Origin of the sequence: Actinokineospora baliensis, from assembly GCF_016907695.1 — a bacterium.
GTDB classification, from domain to species: domain Bacteria; phylum Actinomycetota; class Actinomycetes; order Mycobacteriales; family Pseudonocardiaceae; genus Actinokineospora; species Actinokineospora baliensis.
This window is the reverse complement of record NZ_JAFBCK010000001.1, coordinates 3,496,570-3,521,684: the sequence shown is the minus strand read 5'-3', so window position 1 is coordinate 3,521,684 and position 25,115 is coordinate 3,496,570. Positions and strand designations below refer to the sequence as shown.

Here is a 25,115-nt window from a genome sequence, read left to right as displayed (position 1 = left end):
GGCCGGGGTTTACAGGCAACCCAGCAGTTGCCTATGCTGAACATGCAGCCGCCGGGTTGCCTGTTTGGGGGTGGACGTGGAGACCGGGGACGTCGACGACGTGTTCCGCGCGCTGGCCGACCCGCACCGGCGCGCACTGCTCGACCGGCTCAACGAGCACGACGGGTTGAGCCTGCGCGAACTGTGCGCCGGGGTGGCGATGAGCAGGCAGGCGGTCAGCAAGCACCTGGCCGTGCTGGCGGCGGCCAACCTGGTCAGCACCGTGTGGCGGGGCAGGGAGAAGCTGCACCACCTCAACGCCGAGCCGGTCAACGCCATCGCCGACCGCTGGATCAAGCAGTACGACCGGGGGCGCGTGCGCGCGCTCGCCGACCTGAAACGAGCACTGGAGCAGCCCGTGAGCAGCACCGAAGGCCCCACCGAGTTCGTCTACACCACCTACATCGACACCACACCGGAGAAGCTCTGGCAGGCGCTGACCGAGCCGGCGTTCACCAGCCGGTACTGGGGCGTGGAGCTCACCACCGAGTGGGTCGCGGGCGCGCCGATGAGCTGGCGGGAGAACGGGGTGACGATTACCGACCCCGAGCAGGTGGTGCTGGTCGCCGACCGGCCGACCCGGCTGTCCTACACCTGGCACACGCTCAGCGACGAGTGGCGCGACTCGCACGGGTTCGACCCGGCGGAGATCGCGGTGCTCGCCGCGCAGCGCCGGTCCAAGGTGACCTTCGACATCGAGGCGCTGGCGGGCCGGGTGCGGCTGACGGTGACCCACGACGGGTTCGAGCCGGGCAGCGAGTTGGTCGCGGGCGTGAGCCAGGGGTGGCCGGAGATCGTGTCCAGCCTCAAGACGCTGCTGGAAACCGGGGAACCGCTGCCCGCCGCCACGAGGTAGTCTGCGCACCCCTCCCGCTACCGAGGTACACCGGGATCGCCCACCCAGGGGTGGTGAAGTAACCGGGTGCACAACAGGAACCACCACATGGTGTGACCCAGGTAACCTGACCCGGTCGATCATCGCGAAATCGGCGAACTTCACCCGATTCAGCGACTCAAGCGCGCTCACTGCGCCGATTTTCACACTCAGCGTGTAGTTATAGCCCGCTCAAGGCTGCCCAGACGGCAGTGAGCGGGGTCGCCGCATCGCCAATGCCACAGAGCGTCCGAGTTGGACCGTCCACATCACCCGGACGGGAAGGGCTCCGCCGTCACCCGGAGCAAACTCGTACGTGTCAACGCATAAGGAATGCCCCACGGTCCGCGATGGACTGTGTGGTGCACCCGTGCGAGAACCGCGTCCCCGCCCAGCCGGCACCACCCATGCCGGACCGAGAAAGGGTTTGCCATGACCGCTCAGTCGAGCCCCACACCGAGGGCGGCGCGCAGGCGCGCGCGCGACCGCAGGACAGCGCTGATCGTGGTCCTGGGCGGTCTCATCGGCACCACGCTGCTCACCCTGTCGCTGACCGGCACCCTCTCGGCGTTCACCGCGGCCATCACCAACACCACCGACACCGTGTCCACCGGCTCGCTGATCATGCAGGAGACCGACGGCAGCAACACCTGCACCAGCAACAGCTCGTCGACCAACTCGGCGAACTGCGCCACGATCAACAAGTACACCGGCAACACGCTGCTGCCGGGCGGGTCGGCGACCAAGACGGTCACCCTGTCCAACCAGGGCACCATCACCCCAGCCACCTTCACCCTGACCCCGGGCACCTGCAGCCAGTCCGGCTCGGTCAGCGGCATCACGCCCGCGTCGGACTTCTGCGCCCAGGTGACGCTGAAGATCTACACCGCGGCCACGGCGACCGGTCCGACCATCTACAACGGACTGCTGTCCGCGTTCACCACCCCGCTCTCGCTGACCGCGTTGGCCCCGGCGGGGTCCCAGCCGTACACCTTTGTGGTGAGCTTGCCCTCCGGCTTGGGCAACAGCTACATGGGCCTGACCGCGTCCCAGGCACTGACCTGGACGTTCAGCTCCTGATCCGATGAACACCGACCCGGCAGCCGGGCGGCGTGGTGGCAAGCACCGCGCCGCCCGGCTCCCGGGCGCCCGGGCCCGGTTGGCCGCGAGCACCGCCCTGGTGCTGCTGGGCATCGCACTCGCGGTCGGCTGGTGGGTGACCGGCGGCCGGTGGCTCTCGGTCGACACGCCGTCGATGGGCGAGGCGGCCCCGGTCGGCACGCTGGTGCTGACCAGGCCCGTCGAGCTCGCCGAGGTCCGCGTCGGCGACATCGTCTCGTTCACCCCGCCCGACGGCGGGCCCATCCACACCCACCGGGTGTCGCGCGTGGCCGACGGGCGGGTGTACACCAAGGGCGACATCAACGGCGCCGAGGACCCGTGGCCGGTGGCGGGCGACAAGCTGGTCGGCAAGGTCGTCGCCCGCTGGTGGGGCATGGCGTGGGTGGTCCGGTCGCTGCCGATCGTGGTCCCCGGTGCCGCGCTGGTGTGGTTGCTGACCAGCTGGGCGGCGCCGCGCTGGCGCACCGCTGCCCGGCTGGTCGGGGTCCCGCTGGTGCTGTGCGCGGCGATCCTGGTGCTGCGGCCGCTGGTCAACGCCAGCCTGCTGATGACGCTGGGCGAAGAGGGGTCGACGACGGCGACCGTGGTGGGCACCGGCGTCCTGCCGGTGCGGGTCGCCGACCCGGACGGGGTCTACGCCGACCTGCACGCGGGCCAGGTCGCCGACCTGGTCAGCCACATCGCCAACGCCTCCGGGGAAGTGCCGCTCACGATCGACGCGCACATGGGGTGGCAGTGGTGGACAGTGTGCTTGGGGCTGTGCTGCGTCCCCTTGGGGGCGTCGCTGTTGCTGGGTCGAAGGGTGGTGACATGACCAGACGCCGACTCGCCGCGCTCGTCGGCGTGTTGCTGCTGGTCACCTGGCTGGGCACCAGCCCGACCGTCAGCGCCTTCCTGGCGCGCGTGGTCAACACCACCAACACGATCAAGTCCGCGATCCTCGACTGCACCCAGGTCCCCCTCGCCGACGGCGCCACCCGGCACTACCCGCTCAACGAGGGCGCGGGCGGCGTCATCGCCTACGACGCCTCGCCGACCGGCGCGGACGGCACCTACCAGGGCGGCCGCAACTCCAACGCCGCCAACCCCTACCCGTGCGCCCGGCCGATCGACTGGTACGCCCGCCTCGACCAGACCCACTGGGTCTCCACCCCGGGCACGATCTCGATCGCCCCCGGCACCAGCAGCAGCCAGGAGGCCTGGTTCCGCACGGTCAACAGCCAGGGCGTGATCTGCGGCTTCGGCAGCACGCAGACCGGCGCGTCGACCAACAAGACGAATCTGCTGATCATCACCAGCCTCGGCCGGGTGGCGTTCCTGGTGAAGGGCACGTCGAACTACGAGATCGCCACCTCGTACTCGCTCAACGACGGCGCCTGGCACCACGTCGTGGGGGTGCACGACGCGGCGTCGGGGCTCATCCTCTACGTCGACGGGGTGCAGCGGGCTTCGGTCAACGGCCACCCCTCGGCGCTGACCGGGTACTTCCGGATCGGCTACGAGAACACCAACGGCTTCACCAACGGCTTCGGCACCGACCAGGACCTGGCCCACTTCTGGGACTACATGGCGTTCGTGTCGTACTACCCCTTCGCGCTGTCGGCCACGCAGGTGTCGCAGCACTACGCCCTGCACAACTAGTGAACCGGGGCGGCCTCCCGGGAACGACGGCGCTGTTCGACCGGGTCGGGGATGGGGACGGCAGCGACCAAGCGGCGCGTGTAAGGCGCGCTCGGGGTTCTGAGGACCTCGTGGTGCGGTCCCTCCTCGACCACTCGGCCCTGGTGCAGAACAGTCACGCGGTGGGCCAGGTTGTCGACCACGGCCAGGTCGTGGCTGATGAACAGGCACGCGAAGCCGAGGGTCCGCTGCAGGTCGGTCACCAGGTCGAGAACAGCCGCTTGGACCGAGACGTCGAGCGCGCTGGTGGGTTCGTCGGCGATCAGCAGCGCGGGGTTCAGAGCTAGAGCCCTGGCGATGCCCACACGTTGGCGTTGGCCGCCGGACAGCTCGCGGGGTCGGCGGTGGGCGTATGAGGTGGGCAGACGCACGGAGTCCAAGAGCTCCGCCACGCGGTCGCGGTACGCCTTGCCGCGGGCGACCTTGTGGACGCGCAGGGGTTCGCCGATGCAGTCCTCTATGGACATTCGAGGGTTGAGGGAGCCACCGGGGTCCTGAAAGATGAACCCGATGGCACGGCGGGCGGCCACCGGGTCGCCGTCGAGGACGGTCGCCGAGCCGGAGGACGGGCGCAGCAAGCCCGCCGCGACCTTGCCGATGGTGGACTTGCCCGAGCCCGACTCCCCCACCAAGCCGACGACCTCACCCCGACCGACACGCAGGTCGACCCCGTCGACCGCGAGGAAGTCCTTGTAGCGCACCACGACCTGGTCCAGGTGCAATGCGAGTCCGTCGACCGCAACGGTCGCGGGAGCGCGGTGACCCAAGCGGGGCACGGCGGCCAAGAGCTCCTGGGTGTAGGCGCGCGCGGGCCGGGCGAAGAGGTCCTCGACAGGTGCCTGCTCGACGAGTTCCCCGTGCCGCATGACGACGACCCGGTCGGCCAGGTCGGCCACCACGCCCATGTTGTGGGTGATGAGCAGGATCGCGGTCCCCAGGCGGTCCCGCAGGTCGCGCAGCAGGGACAGGATCTCCGCCTGGACGGTCACGTCCAGCGCCGTGGTCGGCTCGTCGGCGATGATCAGCCGCGGGTTGTTGGCCAGCGCGATGGCGATCACCACGCGCTGCTTCTGGCCGCCGGAGAGCTGGTGCGGGTAGTGGCGGACCCTGGTCGCGGGATCGGGGATGCCGACGAGGTCGAGCAGCCGGACGGCCTCGGCCAATGCCTGCGCTTTGGTGAGCGGCTGGTGGGCGCGCAGAACGGCGGCGATCTGCCAACCGATGGTGTGCACCGGGTTCAGGGCGGTCGCGGGCTCCTGGAAGACCATCGCGACCTGCTGCCCCCGCACCCGCCGCAGCTCTTCCTCGCCTGCCCCGACCAGTTCCCGGTCCCCCAGCCGCGCGCTACCGCGCACCGAAGCGGTCTCGGGCAGCAGCCCCAGCACGGCGCGGGCGGTCACCGACTTGCCGGAGCCGGATTCCCCCACCAGCGCCAGGATCTCCCCTCCGGCCACGGTGAAGTCGATGCCGCGCACCGCCTCCACCTGGCCGAAGGAGACCCGAAGTCCTCTTACCGCGAGGACATCAGTCGTAGACACGTTCGGCCTCCGCCCAGAGTCGTGCGATGAGCTTGGGGTCGTAGTCAGCCTGCGCGCCCGGCTCGTAGCGGACGTGGTGCAGGGTTCCGGTGTAGGGGAAGGTGGCCTCGCGGGTGTGCAGGTCCCAGTCGACCGGGCCGCCGCGGTCGGCGCCGACGCTGATCCCGGTGAACGGGGCCAGGCCGATCAACTGGGCGACCGGCCCGAGGGTCGTGGAGCCCGCCCCGGTCTCCAGCACGAAGGACCACTGGAAGTCGGGTAGTGCGGTGGCCGACAACCGGACCGTCCCGCCACCGAGCGGGACCGGGCCGCTGCGGTGCAGGACACCGTAGGCGTTGTAGGTCAGGTGCGCGGCCCCGTCCTCGATGTAGACGACGTAGCCACCACCCTGGTCGCCGTGCGCGAAGAGCACACCGCGGTCACCGGGCTCGGAGTCCATAGTGGCCTCGGCGGTGAAGTTCCGGAACTGCACCAGTTGCGCCGAACGGTACCGCTCCAGCAGCGGCGTCCCCGGGTACAGCGTGACCGGCCGCTCCAAGCGGGCGTCGGCGGGGCGGCGCAGGTGGTTGGCCGGGCTGTGGTCGTTGAGCGGGAACACCGTGTTGTGCCACGCCGCGTGCTCCCAGGCCGCGGCCAGCTCGGCCAGCTTCTCCGGGTGCTCGGCGGCCACGTTGGTCGTCTCGGTCGGGTCCGAGTCGACGTGGTAGAGCTCCCATTCGCTGTCGTCGAAGGGCTTCCCGGGGATGTGCCGGGTGACGATCTTCCACCCGTCGGCGTAGTAGCCGCGGTTGCCGCCGGTCTCGGTGTACTGCGTCGTGTGCCCGGACGCGGCGTCCTCGCGCAGCACCGGCACCGCGCTGACGCCGTCCTGCTCGACGGCCTTAACGCCTTGGCGGTCACCGAGCCGGTCGACACCCGCCAGCTCCAGCAGCGTCGGCGCCACATCGGTCACGTAGACGTACTGGTGGCGCAGGCCCGCGTCGAGCCCGGCGGGCCAGTGCACGATGAACGGGGTCCGCACGCCGCCCGCGTAGGTGTCGAACTTGAACAGCCGGAACGGGGTGTTCGACGCCTGCGCCCAGCCGCGCGGGTAGTGGATCGTCGTGCGCGGCCCGCCGAGCAGGTCCAGCTCCCGCTCGACGTCGCGCTCCCAAGTGGATGGAACCCCGGGCACGTGCACGAACTGGCTGAAGTAGCTGCGGGTGCCCTCCGGCCCGCCCTCGGCGGTCGCGCCGTTGTCGGAGGTGAAGACGATGATCGTGTTGTCCAGCTCGCCGTGCTTGCGCAGGGTGTCCACGATCCGGCCGAGGCTCTGGTCGACGTTGTCCAGCGACGCCGCGTAGACCTCCATGTACCTGGCGAACAGCTCCTGCTGCTCCCGCGAGAGCTCGTCCCACGGCCGCACGTCGCGGCCGGGCTCGCCGTTGCGGGGCGCGAGCACGGTCTCCGGCGGGAACAGGCCCTCGGCCAACTGCTTGGCGAAGCGCCGCTCCCGGATGACGTCCCAGCCCTCGGCGTAGCGGCCGCGGTAGTGCTGCAGGTCGGTGTCCTTCGCGCCCAGCGGGCCGTGCATGGCGTGGTGGGCGAAGTAGAGGAAGAACGGCTTGTCCGGGTCGCTGGCCCGCAGGGTGTCGATCATGCGCACCGCGCGGTCGGTGAGGTCGTCGGTGAGGTAGTAGCCCTCGGGGTAGCCGCCGCCCGCGTCGACCTCGTAGGGGCTGTTGTCCCAGATCAGCCGGTGCGGGTGGTGCAGGTTGGTCAGGCCCTCCAGGCTGCCGAAGTACCGGTCGAAGCCGCGCTGCAGCGGCCACGACGACCGGTCGGCGGCGTCGTGGCCCGCCGCGTCGCGGGTGAGGTGCCACTTGCCGACGGCGAAGGTGGCGTACCCGGCGGCGCGCAGCGACTCGGGCAACGACGGGGCGTTGTCGGGCAACTGGAAGGAGTACGCCGGGTAGCCGGGGTCGGAGTTGGCCGGGAAGGCGAACCCCGCGCGGTGCGGGTTGAGGCCGGTCAGCAGCGCCGCGCGCGAGGGCGAGCACAGCGGGGTGGTGTGGTAGTTGGTCAGCCGCAGCCCTCCCGCCGCCAGCGCGTCCAGGGTCGGGGTGGCGATCTCGCCGCCGAACGGGCCGATGTCGGCGTAGCCCAGGTCGTCGACGAGGACGACGACGATGTTGGGGCCCTTCGCGCGCGGCTCGGCTGGCCACCCGGGCCGCGACTCGGCGAAGACCCGGCCGATGGAACCGGTGAAGCCGTCGTAGCCGCGAGCGTGGTCCGGGATGTTGCTCGAGGAGGTCATGTCTAGCCCTTCCTGGTCATGCGCCGCGCGCGGCGTTCGTGGCCTGGGCGATCAACTGAAAGCCCAACACGAGCACCGCTGTCACCACCAGTGGTCCGATTGCGAAAAGTGGGTTGAGATCGAGGTAGCGCAATGAGGTGGTGAGCACCGCGCCGATGGAGGGGTGCGGTGGGCTCACCCCGATGCCCAGCACGCTCATGGCGCCCTCGATGAACACCGCTACCGAGAGCGACAGCGCCAGCTGCACGAGCACCGGCTCGAGCGAGTTGGGCAGGACGTGGTGGCGAAGAACGTGGGCCTTGCCCGCGCCGATGACCTCCGCGGCGGTCACGAACTGTGACTCGCGCACCCGCAGGACCGCGGTGCGCAACAGCCTGCCGAAGATCGGGATCTCCACGCAGACGATCACGATGACCACCGAGGTGGTGCCCGGTCCGATCACCGCGGCCAGACCGATGGCGAGGATCAGCTGCGGGAAGGCCAGCAGAACGTCGAACAGCCGCTGCACGGCGACGTCGAGCACGGTGTTGACCGTGGCCAGGGCGCCGATCGCGCACCCGATCAGCGCACCGACCGGGACGGCGGTGAACGCGATCAGCAGGTCCACGCGGATCCCGGCCAGCAGCCGGGCGAGGACGTCGCGGTTGAGGTCGTCGGTGCCCAGCGGGTGCGCCGCGGACGGACCGAGCAGGTTCGCCCCCGCGATCTGCTCGTAGGGGTCCCAGGACACCAGCAGCGGCCCGATCAGCCCGGCCGCGATCACCAAGCCGACCAGGACAAGGCCGACGAGTCCCTTGCCCCGCAAGAAGGTCTTGGGCCGGACGGGGACGGCGACCTCGACCGGTTCTGGCGTTTCCAGGGTCGCGGTCATGTCTGGGCTCCCAACCTGATCCTCGGATCCAGCGCGGCGTGGATGACGTCGGTGAGTAGTTGCACCAGGACGAAGACCGCGACCGACAGCATCAGCAGCACCTGGACCACCGGGTAGTCACGCCGGGTGATGCCCTGCTCGACCAGCAGACCGAGCCCCGGCCAGGAGAAGATCGACTCGACGAGGACGGCGCCACCGAGCAGTGCACCGGTTTGCAGGCCGAGCGTGGTGATGGCGACCGGAAGCGCGCCGCGCATTGCGTGCCGTACGACCACCTCCCGTTTCTTCACTCCTGCTGCGCGCACCGTCGTCACGTAGTCCTGCCTTAGTTCTCCGCGCAGGGTTTCGGCGAGAAAACCGGTGAGCACCCCGGCCACCGGCAGCGCCAGGCACACCGCGGGCAGCACCAGGTACTGCGCGGTGATGTCCAGGCGGTCGAACATCCCCTTGGGCGGAACACCACCCGTGGGGAGCAGTCGGAAGAACACCCCGAACACGATGACGAGCACCACGCCGGTGACGAATGGCGGTAGCGCTACCGCGGCGGTGTGGAAACCGGTGAGCACGCGGTCAACCCAGCGGTTGGTGGTGGCCGCCCACAGTGGACCCAACAGCAGCGCGACCAGGACCGCGATCAGCAGGGCGGCGAGGGTGAGCGTCAGGGTGTTCGCGAAGCCCTCCGCCACCAGGTCGGCGATGTCGCCGCCGATCAGGTAGGACCTGCCGAGGTCACCGCTGAACAACCCGCCCAGCCAGTGCAGGTACTGGGTGGCCACCGGCAGGTCGAGCCCGAGGTCGTGGCGGATGGCCGCCACCACCTCCGGCGAGGCGTCCGGACCTGCCATCGCCGCGGCCGCGTCGCCCGGGATCGCCCGGATGACCAGGAAGATCAGCACCGAGGCGAGCCAGAGCACGATGAGCGCCGACGGCGCGCGGCGCAGCAGGTACCGGGTCATGCCAGGAACACCTTGGAGAAGTCGAGCTCGCGCCTGCGCGACCAGTCGAGGCCGTGCAGGGTGTCGCGGGTGGCGGCCAGCTCGTAGACGACCCCGATCTCGGCGAGGAAAGCGCCGTCGAGCAGCTGGGTGGACAGCTCCTTGTAGGCGGCGGTCGCTTCGGGGCCGGTCGCCGACGCCAACTTCCACGCGTTCTCCGCGGCCGCGGTGTAGGCGGGCGAGCTGAACTTGGAGGCGTTGCGGCGGGCGTTGAACGGGTACGCGCTGACGGTCAGCGTCGACGGCGAGAACTGCGCCCAGGAGTGGCTCGTCGTCCACAGACCCGGGAACTGGGCGCCGATCAGCTGCTTGACGAACTGCGTGGAGTCGACCGGGGTGAGGGTGACCTTGATGCCCGCCTCGGCCAGGTTGTTCTGGATGATCTGCGCGATCGCGGTGTAGACGCCGTCGTTGCCGACGTAGGCGAGCGGGATCTCCGGCACCTGCTTGCCCGACTCCGCGAGCAACTGCTTGGCCTTGGCGACATCGCGCCGGTAGCGGCTGTCGAGCTCCTGGTCGTAGGCCGGGCTCGTGCGCGGCCACGGCAGGGAGATCGGGTAGCCCTTGTCCCGGAAGACCTCCTTGATGATCCGCTCCTTGTCCAGCGCGTAGGCGATGGCTTGGCGGACCTTGGGGTCGTCGAGACCGGGAGCGGTGACGTTGAGCCCCACGTAGGACTGCAACTCAGCGCCCTCAAGGGAAGTGACCTTGACGCCGGGGGTGCCCGCGAGGGACTCCGCGTCCCGGTAGCCCACACCGCGCCCGAGGTGGACCTGACCGGACTTGACAGCGGCGGCCAGCGACTGGGCGTCCGGGATGACCCGCACGTGCACGCCGTCGAGGTAGGGCGAACCGCCCCAGTAGTCGGCGTTCTTGCTGAAGGTCAGGTCGGTGTTGGGGCGCCACGAGTCGAACGTGAACGCGCCGGTGCCGACGAACTTCTTGCCGGTGGCGATGTCGGCGACGGTCTCGGAGTCGACCAGCGGCACCGTGTCGAGCAGGTCGAACAGGTTGCTGACCGGGTGCTCCAGGTGCAGCACCACCTGGTCGGCGGCGGGCGTGTCGACCGAGGTGATGATCTTGGCGGTGCTGAGCAGCTGTCCGTTCCACTTCGGGTCGGCGTAGTTGGCCAGCGCGAACTTCACGTCGGCCGAGGTCAGGGTCCGGCCGGAGTGGTACTTGACGTCGGTGCGCAGCTTCAGGGTGACCGTCTTGCCGCCGTCGGACTGCGCCCACTCGGTGGCGACCCTGGGCTTGGGCTCCAGGGTGGTGCGGTCGTAGCGCACCAACGTGTCGTAGACCAACCCGACGACCGTGGTGATCGAGACGTTGCTGTTGGTGAACAGGTTGGCGGGCACCAGGTCGAGGGTGACGCCGACCTCGGCGACCCCACCCGGCTTGGGGGCCGCTGAGGCGCCCGCGGAGCTGGTCTGCGCGTCCACGGCCGACTGGCAGGCGGTCGCGGCGAGCAGCAGTGCGGCGGCGGCAGCGGCCTTGAGCGCCTGGCGTCTGGACGGTGGGTTCATCGGGGCGATCTCCTGTGCTTCACGGGGCGCCGACCGGGTCGGCGGTGCGCGGGGGCGTTCGGGGGTGGGCTGGCTGGTGGGTCCCGGCGACCTGGTCGGGGCGGGGAGCCTGGTCGAGCAGGTCGAGCGGGTGGTCGAAGAGGCGGTTGAGCAGGCCGGTGCACGCGGCGGTGGCCTGCAGGGTCGGGCCGAACCTGGTCACCGAGACGATGTCGGTGCCGGGCAGGGTCGTGGTGGCGGCGAAGGCGCGCAGCAGGTCGGGCAGCCGCTCGGCCGGGTCGGTGATCGCCTGCCCGCCGAGCACCACCCGGTCGGGGTTGAGCGCGTCGCGCAGCAGGCCGACGGCCCGACCCAGCGCGGCGGCGCGGTCGGCGAGCAGACCGGACGCGGTGGGGTCACCGGCGGTGGCGGCGGCGCGGACCAACCGGATGTCCGGCTCGTCGACCACGCCCGCGGCGAGGGCCCGGTCGGCGACCGTGCGGTCGGCGACCGTGGCCTCCAGGCACCCGGTGGCCCCGCACGGACATCGGACGTCGCCGCCGATCGGCAGGTGCGCGATGCTGCCGCCACCGCCGGGGCCGCGGTGCAGCACACCGTCGATGGAGAACGCGATGCCCACGACCTCGCGGGCGTAGAAGTACAGCAGGCTCGACACCCTGGGCCCCCACCCGAAGAGCAGCTCCGCGTTGGCCATGGCGGCGACGTGGCCGTCGAGGTGCACGGGGTAGCCGGTGGCGCGGCGCAGCAGGTCCGCGGCGGGCACCCGGTGCCAGCCGAGCCGGTCGTGGTCGAGCAGGCCGTGCTCGGCGTCAACGAGACCACCGCTGGCCAGGCCGATGCCCACGACGCGGCGGCGCGGCCAGCGGCGCAGGAACGCGCGGACCTTGCCCGCGATGTGGGCCACGACGTCCTCGGGTCCACCGGGCGGGGTGGGGATCTCCTCGGAGTCGAGCAGGGTGCCGCGCAGGTCGGCCAGGCCGTAGGTGATGGTGCTCACCCCGATGTGCACCCCGCAGGCGGCGAACGTGGTGTCGTCGAGGTGGATCGGCACCCGGGGGCGGCCGATCGCGCCGACCGGGACCAGTTCCGGGAACTCGCGCAGCAGACCCAACTCGATCAGCACCCCGACCTGCCTGCTCACCGTGGGCATGCTCAACCCGGTGCGCTCGCCGATGGCCGCGCGCGAGAGCGGGCCGTCGCGGCGGATCACCGCGAGCACGGCCGCGGCGTTGGCGGCGCGCACACCGGTTCGGCGCGGGGTGTCTGGCACGGTCGACCTTCCTCAGGGCACGGGGTCACCCGCTTTTGTTCGAGCGGGTAAAGAACTCACGTGGAGACGAACCCACGCGGTGGGCGGCGAGACAGCGGCGATCATCGACAACGGCGCACAAGGGCAAGAATCCGTTTGTCCACAGGGGATGTCAACGGCGTCCGGGATATGGAACCGGGGTGCCCACTTTATTTCAGTGCTTGCCGGAAGCTTGTTGGCCCCGCCGCGGCGTTCGTAGGTTCGGACCACCCCACCACCGCAGGAAAGGACCCCTACCGTGAGCCAGACCGTGGAGACCGAGGTGTCGGTCGTCAAGCTGGGTTCGTCGATCGGCGCGCGCATCGACGGCGTCCGCCTCGGTGGCGAGCTGCCCGCCCCGGTGGTGGCGCGGATCCGCGCGGCACTGCTGGCGAACAAGGTCATCTTCTTCCGCGGCCAGGACCACCTCGACGACGCCGGTCAGCTGGCCTTCGGGTCGCTGCTCGGCGAGGTGACGCTGGCGCACCCGACCGTGCGCGGGGTGGTCAACCCCCAGGTGCTGCCGATCGACTCGGAGTACGGCAAGGCCAACAGCTGGCACACCGATGTGACCTTTGTGGACAGAGTGCCGTCGGTGAGCATCCTGCGCGCGGTGCACCTGCCGCCCTACGGCGGGAACACCGTGTGGGCCAACACCGTCGCCGCCTACGAGTCGCTCCCCTTGTCGCTGAAGGCCCTGGTCGACGGGCTGTGGGCGGTGCACACCAACGCCTACGACTACGCCGCCAACATCGACGAACTGCGCATCGGCGGCGTGGACGTCAAGACCGAGCAGTACCGCGCCGAGTTCCAGTCCGACCTCTACGAGACCGAACACCCGGTCGTGCGCGTGCACCCGGAGACCGGCGAGCGCTCCCTGCTGCTCGGCCACTTCGTCAAGCGCCTGATCGGCGTGTCCTCAGTGGAGTCCCAGACCCTGTACCAGCTGCTGCAGAACCGCATCACCCGCCTGGAGAACACCGTCCGCTGGCACTGGCAAAACGGCGACGTCGCGATCTGGGACAACCGCGCCACCCAGCACTACGCCATCGCCGACTACGACGACCAGCCCCGCCGCCTCCACCGGATCACCCTCGCGGGCGACGTCCCGGTGAGCATCGACGGAACCCCCAGCGCCGTGCGCACCGGAGACGCGTCACACTTCTCGACCGTGTGACCACTGTCCTTTGTGGTCTCACCGGGTGAGTCGGACCTCACCCGGTGAGAACCGCCGCCCCGTCAAGGAACTCCCGAACCGCACCGGTGCCCGCGTACGGCCAGAGACCGAGTCGGTGCGGTGTCGGGGATGTTGGTGAACGGGACGCGAGTCGTGGTCGTGAGGCACTTCGACATCGGCGCCGTCGAGGGGCCGTTGGTGGGGCCTGGGGTGGTGGAGTGGTTGCGGGGCCAGACGGACGGGATTGGTCCACAGTGGCCACTGGATCTCGGCAACAGCTTGGCGTTCGGCCCGGACTAGGGCGGTTCTGTTGCCCGGCTCCACCACACGGGTCATTGCGGTGTGGTGGAGCCGGGGACGGGTGGTTAGCTGCCGAAGGCGGGCAGCTCCCAGCGTTCGCCCTCGACCGAGCCGTCGCAGGGTTGGAGGCCGATGTATTGGCTGTCGGCGGCGTGCCAGAGGCACCAGGCCATCCCGGCGTCGTCCTTGGTCGCTTGGAGCCAGTAGCCGTTGTCCTGTTCGACGAGTCGCCAGGCCTGGGGTTTGTCGAGTTCGTCGCACGGGCGGGTGACGACGTCGTCGAGGTCGGTGTGGGAGAGGCAGAGGTCGGTCCCGGCGGCGGTGATGGCCACCCGGAGGTCGTCGGTGGCGGTCAACTGCCAGGCCTGGCGGTCCAGCGGGGTGCACGCCTCACCGGAGACCACCCCCGCCTCCACCGGCCGCGTGAGGCACTGCCCGGTCGACACCGACCGCACGTGCACCTCCCCCTCCACCGGCCCGACACCCGCCACGGGCCCGGCGACCGCGACGGCGGGGGTGAGCACCAGAAGTCCGGCAGCAAGCAACAACGCGCGCATGGTCTTCCTCCTGAGGGATCGACACAGGTCCACTCAGGACATTGCCGCCCACCGGCCCACCCGACCCGCCCCACCCCCACTTCCCACCCGATCGGGTGGCCTCAGGCGTGCGGTGCGACGGCTACCGGGACACCGTTACTGACGGTTGAGCAAGGCGGCCCAGGCGGTGATGGTGGGGGTTTCGGCGAGGTCGGCGAAGGCGATGGTGGGGGTGCGCCAGGACTCGACGAGGGTCATGACGCGGATGGAGTCGAGGCCGTGGTCGAGGAGGTTGTCGTCGAAGGAGATGGTGCGGGCGGGGACTTCGAGGAGGGCTGCGACCTGGGCGCGGAGCTCTTCTGGGGTCATCGGGGGCCTCGGGTGAGTAGGTCGATGACCTGGGTGGTCATCATGGTGGTGGCGCAGCGGGTGGCGGCGTAGCGCAGGGCCATGTCGTGGTCTTCGGGGGAGAAGTCGGCGACGGCGTCGGCTATGAGGAAGGCTTGGATGTCGCGCATGAACGCGTCGGTCGCGGTCATCAGGCAGCCGATGTGGGCGTAGACGCCGGTGACGATGAGCTGGTCGCGGCCCTCCATCAGCGTTTCGAGCTCGGTGCGGTGGAAGGCGTTGTAGCGCCACTTGGTCATCAGCCGGTCGCTGCCGCCTGGGCGCAGGTCGGCGGTGATCTCGGCGTCGACCGGGTCCGGGCCGATGCCGCGCCCCCACATGTCCAGCTGCAGGCCGCGCTGGTCGGGGCTCTGGCCGCCGGGCTGGGCGGAGAACACGACCGGGACGCCCAAGCGCCTGCACGCCTCGCGCAGCGTGCTGATGTTGGCGACCAGGTCCACCAGCGGCTGGGCGCCGGGGGCGAACGCGCGCAGGAAGTGGTTCTGCATGTCGTGCACCAGCAGCACTGCGCGGTCCGGGTCCGGCGTCCACTGGACCCGGTTCTCGGGTAACGACGTCGGCATCGGGTACGGGGCGATCGTGGGCAGACCCATCACCGGCCCCCCAGCGCCTGGCGCAGGTCGCGGCGGCTGGTCTTGCCGACGCCGGTCTGCGGGAACTCGTCGACGAACTCCACCCGGTCGGGGATCTTGTACGCGGCCAGGCCCCGCTCGCGCAGGAAGGCCCGCAGCTGGGGACCGGTCACGGGCGCGGCGGTCACCACGAACGCGCAGGTGCGCTCGCCGAGGAACGCGTCGGGCACGGCGACGACGGCGGCGTCGTGCACGGCGGGATGGGCCATCAAGTGGTTCTCGACTTCCTCCGCGGCGACCTTCTCGCCGCCGCGGTTGATCTGGTCCTTGGCCCGGCCCTCGACCACGACGTGCCCGGAGGGCAGCACCCGCACGAGGTCCCCGGTCCGGTAGTAGCCGTCGGTGAAGGCGACCTCGTTGTGCTCGGCGGCCCGGTAGTAGCCGCGGATCGTGTACGGCCCGCGGGTGAGCAGGTGCCCGACCTCGCCGGCGGCGACCGGGACGTCGTCGGCGTCGACCACCAGCAGCTCGTCGTCCGGCGAGATGGGCCGCCCCTGCGAGAGGGCGACCAGGTCGTCCGGGTCGTCGTAGCGGGTGTAGTTGACCAGCCCCTCGGCCATGCCGAACACCTGCTGCAGCGCGCACCCCAGCTCCGGCTGGACCCGGCGCGCCGCTTCCTCGGCGAACTTCGCCCCGCCGACCTGCAGCACCCGCAGCGACGACAGGTCCTCCGAGCGGGTGGCGACGGCGTCGAGCCACACCAGCGCGATCGGCGGCACCACCCCGGTGATCGTCACCCGCTCGCGCTCGATCAGCCCGAACGCCACGTCCGGGCTGGGCGCGGACGCGAGCACGATCGTCGACCCCGCGTGCAGCGCCCCCAGGATCCCCGGCGAGCTCATCGGGAAGTTGTGCGCGACCGGCAGCGCCACCAGGTACACCGACGAGGTGTCCAGGCCGCAGATGTCGGCGCTTTCCCGCACGCTGTAGAGGTAGTCGTCGTGCGTGCGCGGGATCAGCTTCGGCACTCCCGTGCTACCACCGGACAACTGCAGGAACGCGAGACCGGAGGGGTCCACTGTGGGCAGTTCGCCGGACGGGTCGACCGGGACGTCGGCCAACGCGGTGTGCCGCCCGGGATCCCCGAGCACGAACACCTCCCGCACACCGACCTGCTCGGCCAGCGTCCGGTAGTCGAACCCGCCGACCTTGTCGGCGATCACGTAGCCGACCGCCCCGGTGTGCGCGCAGAAGTACGAGATCTCGCTGGACCGGTGCGGCGGCAACGCGAACACCGGCACAGCGCCCGCGCGGAACAGTCCGAACACGACGGACACGAACTCCGCCACGTTCGGCAGTTGCACCACGACCCGGTCGCCCGGCTCGATCCCCCTGGCGACGAAGCCGTGCGCCATGCGGGTCGCCCGCTCGTCCAGTTCCCGGTAGGTCCACCGCTGGCGGTCGTCGACGACGGCGACCCGGTCGGCGAAGCGCGCGGCGCGGTCGGCCAGGAACTGCCCGAACGTCTCCCCCGCCCAGTACCCGAGTTCGCGGTAGCGGGCGGCGAGGTCGTCCGGGAACGGAACCCAGTCGGTCACGCCGATTCCTCCACGCCGAGCGCGCCGAGCAGGGTGCGCAGCTTCGCGCCGGTCTCGGCCAGCTCGGCCTCGGGGTCGGACCCGGGGACCAGCCCGGCACCGGCGAACAGCCGCAGCGTCGCGCCGCGGACCTCGCCGCAGCGGATGGTGACGACCCACTCGCCGTCGCCGCGCGCGTCCGACCAGCCGACGACCCCGGTGTAGAAGCCGCGGTCGAACGGCTCGAGCTCACCGATCACCCGGCGCGCGGTGGCCGTCGGCGACCCGCAGACCGCGGGCGTCGGGTGCAGCGCGGTCGCCAGTTCCAGCACCGGGGTGTCCGGGTCGGCCAGCACACCGGTGACCTGGGTGGACAGGTGCCACATGGCCCGGGTGGGCAGCAGTTCCGGCTCGGCGGGCACGGTGAGCTGCTTGCAGTACGGGGCGAGGCCGTCGGCCACGGCGGTCACCACCAGGGCGTGCTCGCGGCGGTCCTTCGCGGAGCCGAGCAGCTCAGTGGCGTTGCGGCCGTCGAGCACCGGGTCCTCCGAGCGCGGCCGCGACCCGGCCAGCGGGTTGGACGAGACGATCCGGCCCTGCCTGCGCACCAGCAGTTCCGGGCTGGTGCCCAGCAGCGTGCGGTCACCGAGGTCGGCGGCGAAGGTGTGCCCGCGCGGGTCCCGGGCGGCCAGCGCGCGGACCAGGTCGAGCACGTCGACCGGCTCGGCGGCGACCAGGTCGAGCCTGCGGGCGAGCACGACCTTGCTCAGCTCACCGGCTTCCATCAGCGCGAGCGCGCGGCGCACGCCGGTGCGGTAGGCCTCGGCGTCGGTGTGCTGCGCCAGCCAGCGGGCACCGACCCGGGGCGCCTGCCTGGCGACGGCGGGCAGCGGGCCCGCGCGGCGCACGTGCTCGGGGATCACCAGCCTGCTCGGCGCGGCCGGGTCGAACGGGAGGGCGCCGACGACGATCTCGCCGTCGTCGAGGGCACCGGCGGCCTCCACCGGGGAGCCCAGCACGGCGCGCTCCCCCTCGGCCAGCAGCACCCCGGTCGGGGAGGTGAACAGGAACGCGCCCGGCCGGTAGGCCGCGGTCAGCTCCTCGGGACGGGCCTCGACGGGAAGGGTTCCCAGGACAGGCACAGACTGCTCCGTTCTGATCGGGTGTCCACTCTTGTGTGATCAGGTGTCCACTGGATCTCTATCCACAATGGAGGGTCAGCCGACCAGGGTCGCGCCGCCGTCGACGTAGAGGTTCTGCATGGTGATGTGCCGCGCCTGCTCCGAGGCCAGGAACAGCACCGCGTCGGCTATGTCGGCCGAGTCGGCGATGCGCCCCAGCGGGATGCCCACCCGGAAGCTCTCCGGGGAACCCTCGATCACCCGCCGCGCGCCGTCGCCGGTCCACAACGACCGCTGCATGGCGGTGTCGGTGGAGCCGGGGGACACGACGTTGCACCGGATGCCGTGCTGGGCCAGTTCCAGGCCCAGGCACCGGGTGAACATGGTGGCGGCGGCCTTGGACGCGGCGTAGGCGGCCATGTCCATCCTGGGCACGCCGACCGCGTTGGAGCCGACGGTGACGATCACGCCCGCGGCGCGGGGGACCATCCGGCGGGCGACCGCGCGGGAGAAGAAGAAGACACCGTCGGAGTTGACCGCGAAGGTGCTCAGCCAGTCCTCGTCGGTGGACTTGACCACCGGGCCGGGCCGCAGCACACCGGCCACGTTGACCAGCACGTCGATCGGACCCAGGACGTCCTCGACCTGGGTGACGACCCGCTCGACGGCGTCGGCGTGCGAGACGTCGGCGGGGTAGGGCCGGACCCGGCGGCCCTGCGCCTGGTGCTCGGCGGCGACGGCGGCGACCCGGACCTGGTCGAGGTCGACCGCGGCGACGGTGGCGCCCTCGGCGGCCAGCGCGGCGACCACGGCGGCGCCGATGCCCTGGCCCGCGCCGGTGACCACGGCGACCCGGTCACCGAAGCGGGCTGGGTGACCGGACATCAGTGGGCTCCCGGGGATAACGGGACGGCGGCGGCTCGGTGTGCCATGGCTGACCCCTTGTGGCGGCGGCGACGCCGGTGATCACCGGATGAGGTGATCACCGCGTCATTTAGGTTAGCCTAACTTACCTTTTTCCGGCAGTCCCCGGTCAAGCCGGTGTGGCCATCGTCGCGGTCCCCGGAGGTCCTACGTGGACACCCGTTGCGCCACTCGGGCGAGCGGGACCACCATGGGCGTCCCGGTTTCGGGGTCCTCGACCACCCGGCAGCGCAAGCCGAAGACGTCGCCGATCAGCTCGGCGGTGACGATCTCGGTCGGGTGGCCCTGCGCGGCGACGATCCCGCCGGGGCTCAGCGCGATCATGTGGGTGGCGTAGCGGCAGGCCTGGTTGAGGTCGTGCAGCACGGCGACCAGGGTGAACCCGTCCTGCTCGTGCAACTCCGCGCACAGGTCGAGCACCTCGACCTGGTGGGCGATGTCGAGGAAGGTCGTCGGCTCGTCCAGCAGCAGCATCGAGGTGCGCTGCGCGAGCACCATGGCCAGCCACACCCGCTGCCGCTGGCCGCCGGAGAGCTCGTCGACCAGCCTGCCCGCGAGTTCGGTGACGCCGGTGCGGGCCATGACCTCGGTGACCACCGCCTCGTCGTCGGTCGACCACTGGCGCAGCAGGCCCTGGTGCGGGTACCGGCCGCGGGCGACGAGGTCGCCGACGGTGATCCCGCTCGGCGCGATGGACGACTGCGGCAGCAGTCCCAGCCTGCGGGCGACCTCCTTGGACCTATAGGAGGCGATGACTTCACCGTCGAGGTAGACCGCGCCCTTGGCGGGTTTGAGCACGCGCGCGAACGCTTTCAGCAGCGTCGACTTGCCACACGCGTTGGGACCGACGATGGCGGTGAACGAGTCGTCCGGGATGGTGACGTCCAATTCGCTCGCCACCACGCGGTTGTCGTAAGCGAGCGTCACACCGTCTGCGCGCAACCGGGTCACAGGCCAACCTCCGCGTAGATGTCGTCCACGGCGTCGAAGTACTGCTCGTCGTCGGTGATCGCGTCGGCCGCGGCCAGCCGGGGGTCGATCTCGGCGGCCACCTGCTGGTAGCGCCGCTCCCACCGCTCGGCGTCGAGGCGCCAGTAGCCGATGGTGTCGTAGCGGTCGGCGTCGAGGCCCAGGGTGTGGCGCAGGTGGCGACGGATGTCGCGGGTCGCGGCGGCCTCGCCCGCGACCCAGAGGTAGCCGTCACCGTCGGGCAACGCGCGGTCGATGACCGCGCGGCGCAAGGCATTCCCCGCTTCGCCCGAGTGGGCGTACACCCATTCGATGCCGACGTCACCGTTGGTGTCGAAGGTCTGCCGCTCGTCCGCGTTGTCGACGATGGCGACGACGGACGCCCGCGCACCGGCGGGGAGTTCTTCCACGGCACGGCCGATGGCGGGCAGCGCGGTCGCGTCGCCGACGAGCAGTCGCCATGCGACAGCGGGGTCCGGCGCGTACTTGCCAGCGGGCGCACCGCTGATGGTGATCTGCGCACCCGGGTGGACGGTGCGCGCCCACGTCGCCGCGACGCCGCCTTCGTGCAGCACGAAGTCGATGTCGATCTCTTGGGCGAGTGGATCTCGACGGCGGATCGTGTAGTTTCGGGTGAGGTTGGCACCGAAGGCGATCCGGCAGGACTCGTCGGGCAGTCCACTGCCCTGGTAGTCGCGCAGCGCGTCACCGCCGAGGGTCACCCGCCGCATCAGCGGGGTGATCGCGGCAGTCCGCACGACTGTCGCGCGATATGCGGTCATGGTGCCCGAGCCCTTCCTGTGACAGCGGACGCGTTGTCAACATAGGATAGCCTCACCTAATCTCCGCGTCATCGCCGCCCATTCGGGCGATGCGTGAAGTCACTTGGAGTAGCCACATGAGAGCGACAGCCCATTCGCGCCTGATCGCACTGGGCACAGCCGTCCTGCTGGCGGTCGGCGCCTGCGGTTCGACGGAACCCACCCCCGGCGCGGGCGGGCAGTCCAGCGCCGCGGCGGCCGCCCCGGCCAAGCGCACGGTGCAGACCCCCAAGGGCCCTGTCGAGGTGCCGGGCGACCCGAAGAAGATCGTCGCGATCGACTTCCAGATCCCCTACATCCTGCTCGACCTCAAGGCGAACCTGGCTGGCGCGATCGACCTGACCGCGGCCAAGGACGGCGAGCCGTTCAAGCAGCTGACGATCATCGGCACCGACGCGGGCGAGCTGAACTACGACAAGATCGCCGAGCTCGACCCGGACCTGATCCTCGCCGGTGACTACCAGGAGCCGGAGTACGAGAAGCTCAAGGACCGCTACCCGACGGTGCTGATCCCGGCCGCTGGCGACCAGCCCGGCTGGAAGCCGCAGGTCAAGGCGGTCGCGGAGGCGATCGGCAAGGGCGGCGAGGTCGACGAGCTGGAGAAGAAGTACCAGGCTCGGGTGACCGAGATCAAGGACAAGCACAAGGACAAGATCGCCGCGGGCAAGTGGGCGACGCTGGGCACCTACGACGGGTCCGGCTGGTACCTCTACGACAAGGTCGGCGGCCCGTCCACCGCACTGGCCGACCTGGGCATCCAGTTCGACGAGGCGACCACGAAGGTGGCCGACGCCAACCTGTCGCAGTACTCCATCGAGCAGCTCAACCAGCTCAACAGCGCCACCGTGCTGCTGTTCGACGACCTCGGCCCGCCGGTGACCGCGCCGGGCGCGGGCGCCAAGCTCAAGGCCGACCCGCTGTTCACCTCGATCGCCGCGGTCAAGGCGGGCAAGGTGTTCGACGGCGAGTACAACATCATCGACTACGGCGACGCGCAGCGCGTGCTCGACCAGGTCGACGCGGTGCTCGGCAAGCTCTGAGCCCACTCGCACCAGGCGGGGTCAGTCCACTGTGGACTGGCCCCGCCTTGTCGTCTGTGTCGCGGCTCGCACTGTCGCGGCAGGCGCGCGTGACATAACATGGTGCCCTAATGATTAGCACACCAAGCAACCACGAGGACCCCCTGGCGCTGGAGCGGCAGGTCTGCTTCGCGTTGGCCATCGCCTCCCGCAGTGTCATCGGCCTGTACCGGCCGCTGCTGGAGCCCATGGGCCTGACGCACCCGCAGTACCTGGTGATGCTCGCCCTGTGGGGACGCACCCCGCTGTCGGTCAAGGAGCTCAGCGGCCTGCTGGCGCTCGACCCCGGCACGCTGTCGCCGCTGCTCAAGCGCCTGGAGGCGATGGGCTACATCCGGCGCGACCGAGCGGTCACCGACGAGCGGCAACTGGCCGTCACGCTGACCCCGACCGGTGCGGACTTGCGCGAGCGGGCGCTGGCGATCCCGGCCGCGGTGATCGAGAAGCTGGGGATGCGGATCGAGGACTTGCAGTTGCTGCACGCTTCGCTCACCCGCGTGATCGCTGCCGCAGGCGAGCGGGACATCACAGCCGCAGGCGAGCGGGACACCACAGCGGCGGGCGAGAAGGGACAACCATGAACACCCCCGGCCCCCTGCTGCGCGCCTGGTACCTACTGGGCGGCCGTGTCCCCGACCACTACCGCGAGTGGGTCCTGACCGACGCGGCCCGCCCGTCCTGGCTGGCGTGGTTCGCGCTGCGCACGCTGCTGCGGATGGTCCCGCTCACCGCGGTGATCACGCTGGGGCTGCTGCTCGGCCTGGACGCGCCGGTTGGCCTAGCGCTGGCGTGCGGCGCACTGGGGTTGGTGGTCGGCGTGTACTTCATGCTGTCCTACGCCATCGAGAGCACCGAGTACCGGATGACCCGCTATGGCCACCCGCACGGATCGGCGCAGCAGGCGCGGCGGGCGCGTACAGCGGAGCGGGATCGCTTGCGGGAAGAGCGTTACGCGGCGGCTTGGCGCCAGTAATCAGGTTGCCGGGTCGGGGTGGGCGGCGCAGCATGGCTGGATGCGCTTTTCGATCAACATCCCGAACTTCGGGGACTTCGCGGATGTCCGGGCGGTGGCGCGGGTGGCCGCGGCGGCTGAGGAAGCGGGCTGGGACGGCCTGTTCATCTGGGACCACGTCGTGCACGACAAGGCCGCGAGCGGAGGTGTCCCGTTCAGCGACCCGTGGATGGCGCTGACGGCGGCGGCGCTGGCGACCTCGCGGATCAAGCTGGGCACCCTGGTCACCCCGGTGGCCAGGCGGCGACCGGAGCAGCTGGCGCGGCAGGTCGCGACCCTGGACGCGCTCAGCGGCGGCCGGGTCGTGTTCGGCACCGGCTTGGGTGGCCCCGTCGCCGACGAGTACGGCAGCTTCGGCGGGCAAACCGACCCCCGCGTCCTAGCCGCACAACTCGACGAGGGCCTGGAACTGCTCAACCGCTACTGGTCCGGCGAACCCGTCAACCACGACGGCGAGCACTACACGGTGCGGGACGTGACGCTGCTGCCCGCCACCGTTCAGCGCCCCAGGCCCCCGGTGTGGGTAGGCGGCTTCTGGCCCCACCGCCGCCCGATCCGCCGCGCAGTGCGGTGGGACGGCGTAGTGCCCTTGTTCGACCAGGCACGCCACGGCGTGGTGCCACCGATTCCGTTGGCGCGCGAGCTGATCACATATGTACGCGACCTCCGCCCAACCCCTATGGAGATCGTGCTCGGCGGCGCCACAGACCCCCACACAGCAGCGGACGTGATCGGTCCCCTAGCCGACCTCGGAGCCACCTGGTGGGACGAACGAACCCTGCAAACAAGCCCAGACCTCGACCGGCTAGAACCGGTCCTGCGTCGGGTGGAGAGCGGCCCGCCGGAGCTGTGACCGAGGCGGTTCCTTGCCACCACCACGCGGGCCAACCTGACCTCGACCGGCTGGAGCCAATCCTGTGCCGCGCCACGGAGCGGCTGGCAGGCGCAATGAGCCGGTGAAGCCGCGGCACCGAGATCTGAGCAACGTGGCAGGACAACGCACAGCGAACTAATCCCCAACCACCGAAGCAGCCGCCGCTCGGGATGCCTAGTGGCCCACCAGCGGGCCACTAGGCGCACGGTGCGGCGAAGCCGCGCACGACAGCCGGGCATTGCAGCCGGGCATTGCAGCCGGGCATGATCCGACCGTGTGGAGCACCTGCTGGCTGTGGGCGCAGAGCGGCCCACCAGCGCTATGGCTAGCGGGCCGCTGGAGCTTCTCCCCCGTCACTGCGCTTGCCGGGCGTCGAGCGGCCCGCCGGGGGTGACCGGCGGGCCGGTAGGGACTATTCCTCGCCTGCGAAGTCTTCGCCGCCGTCGCCGTCGATGAGGCCGCCGTCGAGCATGTCGCCGAGGATCATGCCGCCGACGATGCCCGCCGCGGCGCCGCCGACCACGGCGCCCATGCCGGGGCCGCGGCGGTGGTGCTGGTCGTGTCCGTAGTGGCCCTGGTGGCCCTGGTGGCCGTAGGGCTGCTGACCGTAGCCGGGCTGGCCGTAAGGCTGCTGGCCGTAGGGCTGCTGGGGGTAGCCGCCGCCGAAGGCGGGGTTGGGGGTGGAGCGCTGGGAGACCTGCTCGAGCCACTGGCCGATGAGCGGGGCCCAGTCGGTGGCCTCGGCTTCCTGGTGGGTCAGGGAGAACCGGCCGAAGGCGTCGCCGCCACCGCCGAACACCCCGCCGCGGCGGTCGGCCTCGAGGACGATGTGCAGCTCGTGCGGTGTCGCGACGAAGGTCAGCTCGACCTGGTTGATCCGGCCGGAGAACTGCGGCGGCGCGTAGAACTCGATCTCCTGGTACACCGGCAGCTGCTGCGGCACCCCGTGCAGCCTGCCCACCTCGACATCGGCCTTGGCGAAGCGGAAGCCCAGCGCGCCGAACGCGTCGAGCACCCGGTCCTGTGAGGGCAGCGGGTGCACGACGACCGGGTCGAGGTCGCCCTTGTCCGGGGCGCCCGCGATGACCAGGTCGGTGCGCACGCCCAGGTTCATCCCCGGCAGCGGGCTGCCGCCGACCGCGGTGATCGGCGCCTCCCACGGCACCGCGAGCCGGAACGGCACGTCGAGGTCCTGGTTGGCCGACACCCGGACCCGCTCGGCGACCACGACGCGCACCAGCTCGCCGGTGCCGACGGCCTCGCCGCCGTGGTGCTCGACCTCGACGCGCGACTGCAGGGCGAGCACGACCTGGCCGATCTCCACGTCGGCGCTGCCACCCTTGATCCGCACCCGGCCGCCGATGGTCTGCCCGGGGCCCACGTGCGGGGAGTCCAGCACGGTGTCCACCGAGGGCCCTCCAACGCCGAACGCCGACAGCATCCGCTTGAACATCACGCGACTCCTGGATTCAGGTAGCTTTGAGCGGGAAAGGTGCAAATCCGACACTAGCACACC

At 70.8% G+C, this 25,115-nt stretch carries 25 protein-coding genes; 10 read left to right on the top strand and 15 right to left on the bottom strand.

Going from position 1 to position 25,115, the window contains the following annotated elements:
* The first annotated feature begins 70 nt into the window (after positions 1-70).
* The 4 genes from JOD54_RS16705 (at position 71) to JOD54_RS16690 (ending at position 3,676) form a co-directional block, all read left to right on the top strand.
* A complete protein-coding gene (locus JOD54_RS16705; protein ID WP_307860113.1) occupies positions 71-895 on the top strand; it encodes an ArsR/SmtB family transcription factor in 825 nt (274 codons plus the stop codon).
* Between the two features lie 450 nt (positions 896-1,345).
* Positions 1,346-1,993, top strand: coding sequence for a hypothetical protein (locus JOD54_RS16700; RefSeq protein WP_204451417.1), 648 nt, complete (start codon positions 1,346-1,348; stop codon positions 1,991-1,993).
* Between the two features lie 4 nt (positions 1,994-1,997).
* Positions 1,998-2,849: a S24/S26 family peptidase gene (locus tag JOD54_RS16695; RefSeq protein WP_204451416.1), complete on the top strand. Its 852-nt coding sequence runs from the start codon at positions 1,998-2,000 to the stop codon at positions 2,847-2,849.
* On the top strand, positions 2,846-3,676 hold the full coding sequence (locus JOD54_RS16690) for a LamG-like jellyroll fold domain-containing protein (protein ID WP_204451415.1): 831 nt from the start codon (positions 2,846-2,848) through the stop codon (positions 3,674-3,676). Before JOD54_RS16695 ends, JOD54_RS16690 begins: the two co-directional genes overlap by 4 nt.
* Here JOD54_RS16690 and JOD54_RS16685 read toward each other — a convergent pair.
* Genes JOD54_RS16685 through JOD54_RS16660 form a run of 6 tightly spaced genes read right to left on the bottom strand, consistent with a single transcriptional unit; the run spans position 3,673 to position 12,211 of the window.
* Positions 3,673-5,253, bottom strand: a complete 1,581-nt coding sequence (locus JOD54_RS16685; protein WP_204451414.1) for a dipeptide ABC transporter ATP-binding protein — start codon at positions 5,251-5,253, stop codon at positions 3,673-3,675. The genes JOD54_RS16690 and JOD54_RS16685 overlap by 4 nt on opposite strands.
* Entirely contained in the window at positions 5,240-7,549 is a 2,310-nt protein-coding gene (locus JOD54_RS16680) for an arylsulfatase (protein ID WP_204451413.1), read from the bottom strand. The genes JOD54_RS16685 and JOD54_RS16680 overlap by 14 nt, the downstream gene beginning before the upstream one ends.
* Positions 7,550-7,565: 16 nt before the next feature.
* A complete protein-coding gene (locus JOD54_RS16675) occupies positions 7,566-8,420 on the bottom strand; it encodes an ABC transporter permease (protein ID WP_204451412.1) in 855 nt (284 codons plus the stop codon).
* The gene (locus tag JOD54_RS16670) at positions 8,417-9,376 is read right to left on the bottom strand and encodes an ABC transporter permease (protein ID WP_204451411.1); all 960 of its coding nucleotides are present in this window, start codon (positions 9,374-9,376) and stop codon (positions 8,417-8,419) included. Before JOD54_RS16670 ends, JOD54_RS16675 begins: the two co-directional genes overlap by 4 nt.
* A complete protein-coding gene (locus JOD54_RS16665) occupies positions 9,373-10,941 on the bottom strand; it encodes an ABC transporter substrate-binding protein (protein ID WP_204451410.1) in 1,569 nt (522 codons plus the stop codon). Before JOD54_RS16665 ends, JOD54_RS16670 begins: the two co-directional genes overlap by 4 nt.
* A 19-nt stretch (positions 10,942-10,960) precedes the next feature.
* Positions 10,961-12,211: an ROK family transcriptional regulator gene (locus JOD54_RS16660; protein WP_307860112.1), complete on the bottom strand. Its 1,251-nt coding sequence runs from the start codon at positions 12,209-12,211 to the stop codon at positions 10,961-10,963.
* A gap of 277 nt (positions 12,212-12,488) precedes the next feature.
* Between JOD54_RS16660 and JOD54_RS16655 the strand changes: the two genes are divergently transcribed.
* Positions 12,489-13,406 (top strand): TauD/TfdA dioxygenase family protein, encoded by a 918-nt coding sequence (locus tag JOD54_RS16655; protein WP_307860111.1) that lies wholly within the window; start codon positions 12,489-12,491, stop codon positions 13,404-13,406.
* 135 nt (positions 13,407-13,541) lie between these two features.
* Entirely contained in the window at positions 13,542-13,706 is a 165-nt protein-coding gene (locus JOD54_RS16650; protein WP_204451409.1) for a hypothetical protein, read from the top strand.
* Positions 13,707-13,771: 65 nt separating this feature from the next.
* Here JOD54_RS16650 and JOD54_RS16645 read toward each other — a convergent pair whose 3' ends face one another.
* From JOD54_RS16645 to JOD54_RS16610, 8 genes are all read right to left on the bottom strand, one after another.
* Entirely contained in the window at positions 13,772-14,263 is a 492-nt protein-coding gene (locus JOD54_RS16645) for an RICIN domain-containing protein (protein WP_204451408.1), read from the bottom strand.
* 135 nt (positions 14,264-14,398) lie between these two features.
* Positions 14,399-14,611: a phosphopantetheine-binding protein gene (locus JOD54_RS16640; RefSeq protein WP_204451407.1), complete on the bottom strand. Its 213-nt coding sequence runs from the start codon at positions 14,609-14,611 to the stop codon at positions 14,399-14,401.
* Positions 14,608-15,243: an isochorismatase family protein gene (locus tag JOD54_RS16635; RefSeq protein ID WP_204451406.1), complete on the bottom strand. Its 636-nt coding sequence runs from the start codon at positions 15,241-15,243 to the stop codon at positions 14,608-14,610. The genes JOD54_RS16640 and JOD54_RS16635 overlap by 4 nt, the downstream gene beginning before the upstream one ends.
* Entirely contained in the window at positions 15,243-16,820 is a 1,578-nt protein-coding gene (locus JOD54_RS16630; protein ID WP_204451405.1) for a (2,3-dihydroxybenzoyl)adenylate synthase, read from the bottom strand. The genes JOD54_RS16635 and JOD54_RS16630 overlap by 1 nt, the downstream gene beginning before the upstream one ends.
* Positions 16,817-17,941 carry an isochorismate synthase gene (locus tag JOD54_RS16625; protein ID WP_204451404.1) on the bottom strand — a complete coding sequence of 375 codons (1,125 nt, stop codon included), beginning with the start codon at positions 17,939-17,941 and terminating at the stop codon, positions 16,817-16,819. Before JOD54_RS16625 ends, JOD54_RS16630 begins: the two co-directional genes overlap by 4 nt.
* Before the next feature lie 75 nt (positions 17,942-18,016).
* Positions 18,017-18,805, bottom strand: a complete 789-nt coding sequence (locus JOD54_RS16620; protein ID WP_204451403.1) for a 2,3-dihydro-2,3-dihydroxybenzoate dehydrogenase — start codon at positions 18,803-18,805, stop codon at positions 18,017-18,019.
* Positions 18,806-18,991: 186 nt separating this feature from the next.
* Positions 18,992-19,795: an ABC transporter ATP-binding protein gene (locus tag JOD54_RS16615; RefSeq protein WP_204451402.1), complete on the bottom strand. Its 804-nt coding sequence runs from the start codon at positions 19,793-19,795 to the stop codon at positions 18,992-18,994.
* A complete protein-coding gene (locus tag JOD54_RS16610) occupies positions 19,792-20,595 on the bottom strand; it encodes a siderophore-interacting protein (protein WP_204451401.1) in 804 nt (267 codons plus the stop codon). The genes JOD54_RS16615 and JOD54_RS16610 overlap by 4 nt, the downstream gene beginning before the upstream one ends.
* A gap of 116 nt (positions 20,596-20,711) precedes the next feature.
* Here JOD54_RS16610 and JOD54_RS16605 point away from each other — a divergent pair, with 116 nt between their 5' ends.
* The 4 genes from JOD54_RS16605 (at position 20,712) to JOD54_RS16590 (ending at position 23,578) form a co-directional block, all read left to right on the top strand.
* Entirely contained in the window at positions 20,712-21,674 is a 963-nt protein-coding gene (locus JOD54_RS16605; protein ID WP_204451400.1) for an ABC transporter substrate-binding protein, read from the top strand.
* Positions 21,675-21,784: 110 nt separating this feature from the next.
* Positions 21,785-22,294 (top strand): MarR family winged helix-turn-helix transcriptional regulator, encoded by a 510-nt coding sequence (locus JOD54_RS16600; RefSeq protein ID WP_204451399.1) that lies wholly within the window; start codon positions 21,785-21,787, stop codon positions 22,292-22,294.
* Entirely contained in the window at positions 22,291-22,686 is a 396-nt protein-coding gene (locus JOD54_RS16595) for a DUF5313 family protein (protein WP_204451398.1), read from the top strand. Before JOD54_RS16600 ends, JOD54_RS16595 begins: the two co-directional genes overlap by 4 nt.
* A gap of 40 nt (positions 22,687-22,726) precedes the next feature.
* Complete coding sequence (locus tag JOD54_RS16590) at positions 22,727-23,578, top strand: LLM class flavin-dependent oxidoreductase (protein ID WP_204451397.1); 852 nt, start codon at positions 22,727-22,729, stop codon at positions 23,576-23,578.
* Positions 23,579-24,011: 433 nt separating this feature from the next.
* Here the strand turns inward: JOD54_RS16590 and JOD54_RS16585 are convergent, their stop codons facing one another.
* Positions 24,012-25,052 carry a sporulation protein gene (locus JOD54_RS16585; RefSeq protein ID WP_204451396.1) on the bottom strand — a complete coding sequence of 347 codons (1,041 nt, stop codon included), beginning with the start codon at positions 25,050-25,052 and terminating at the stop codon, positions 24,012-24,014.
* Positions 25,053-25,115: the final 63 nt, after the last annotated feature.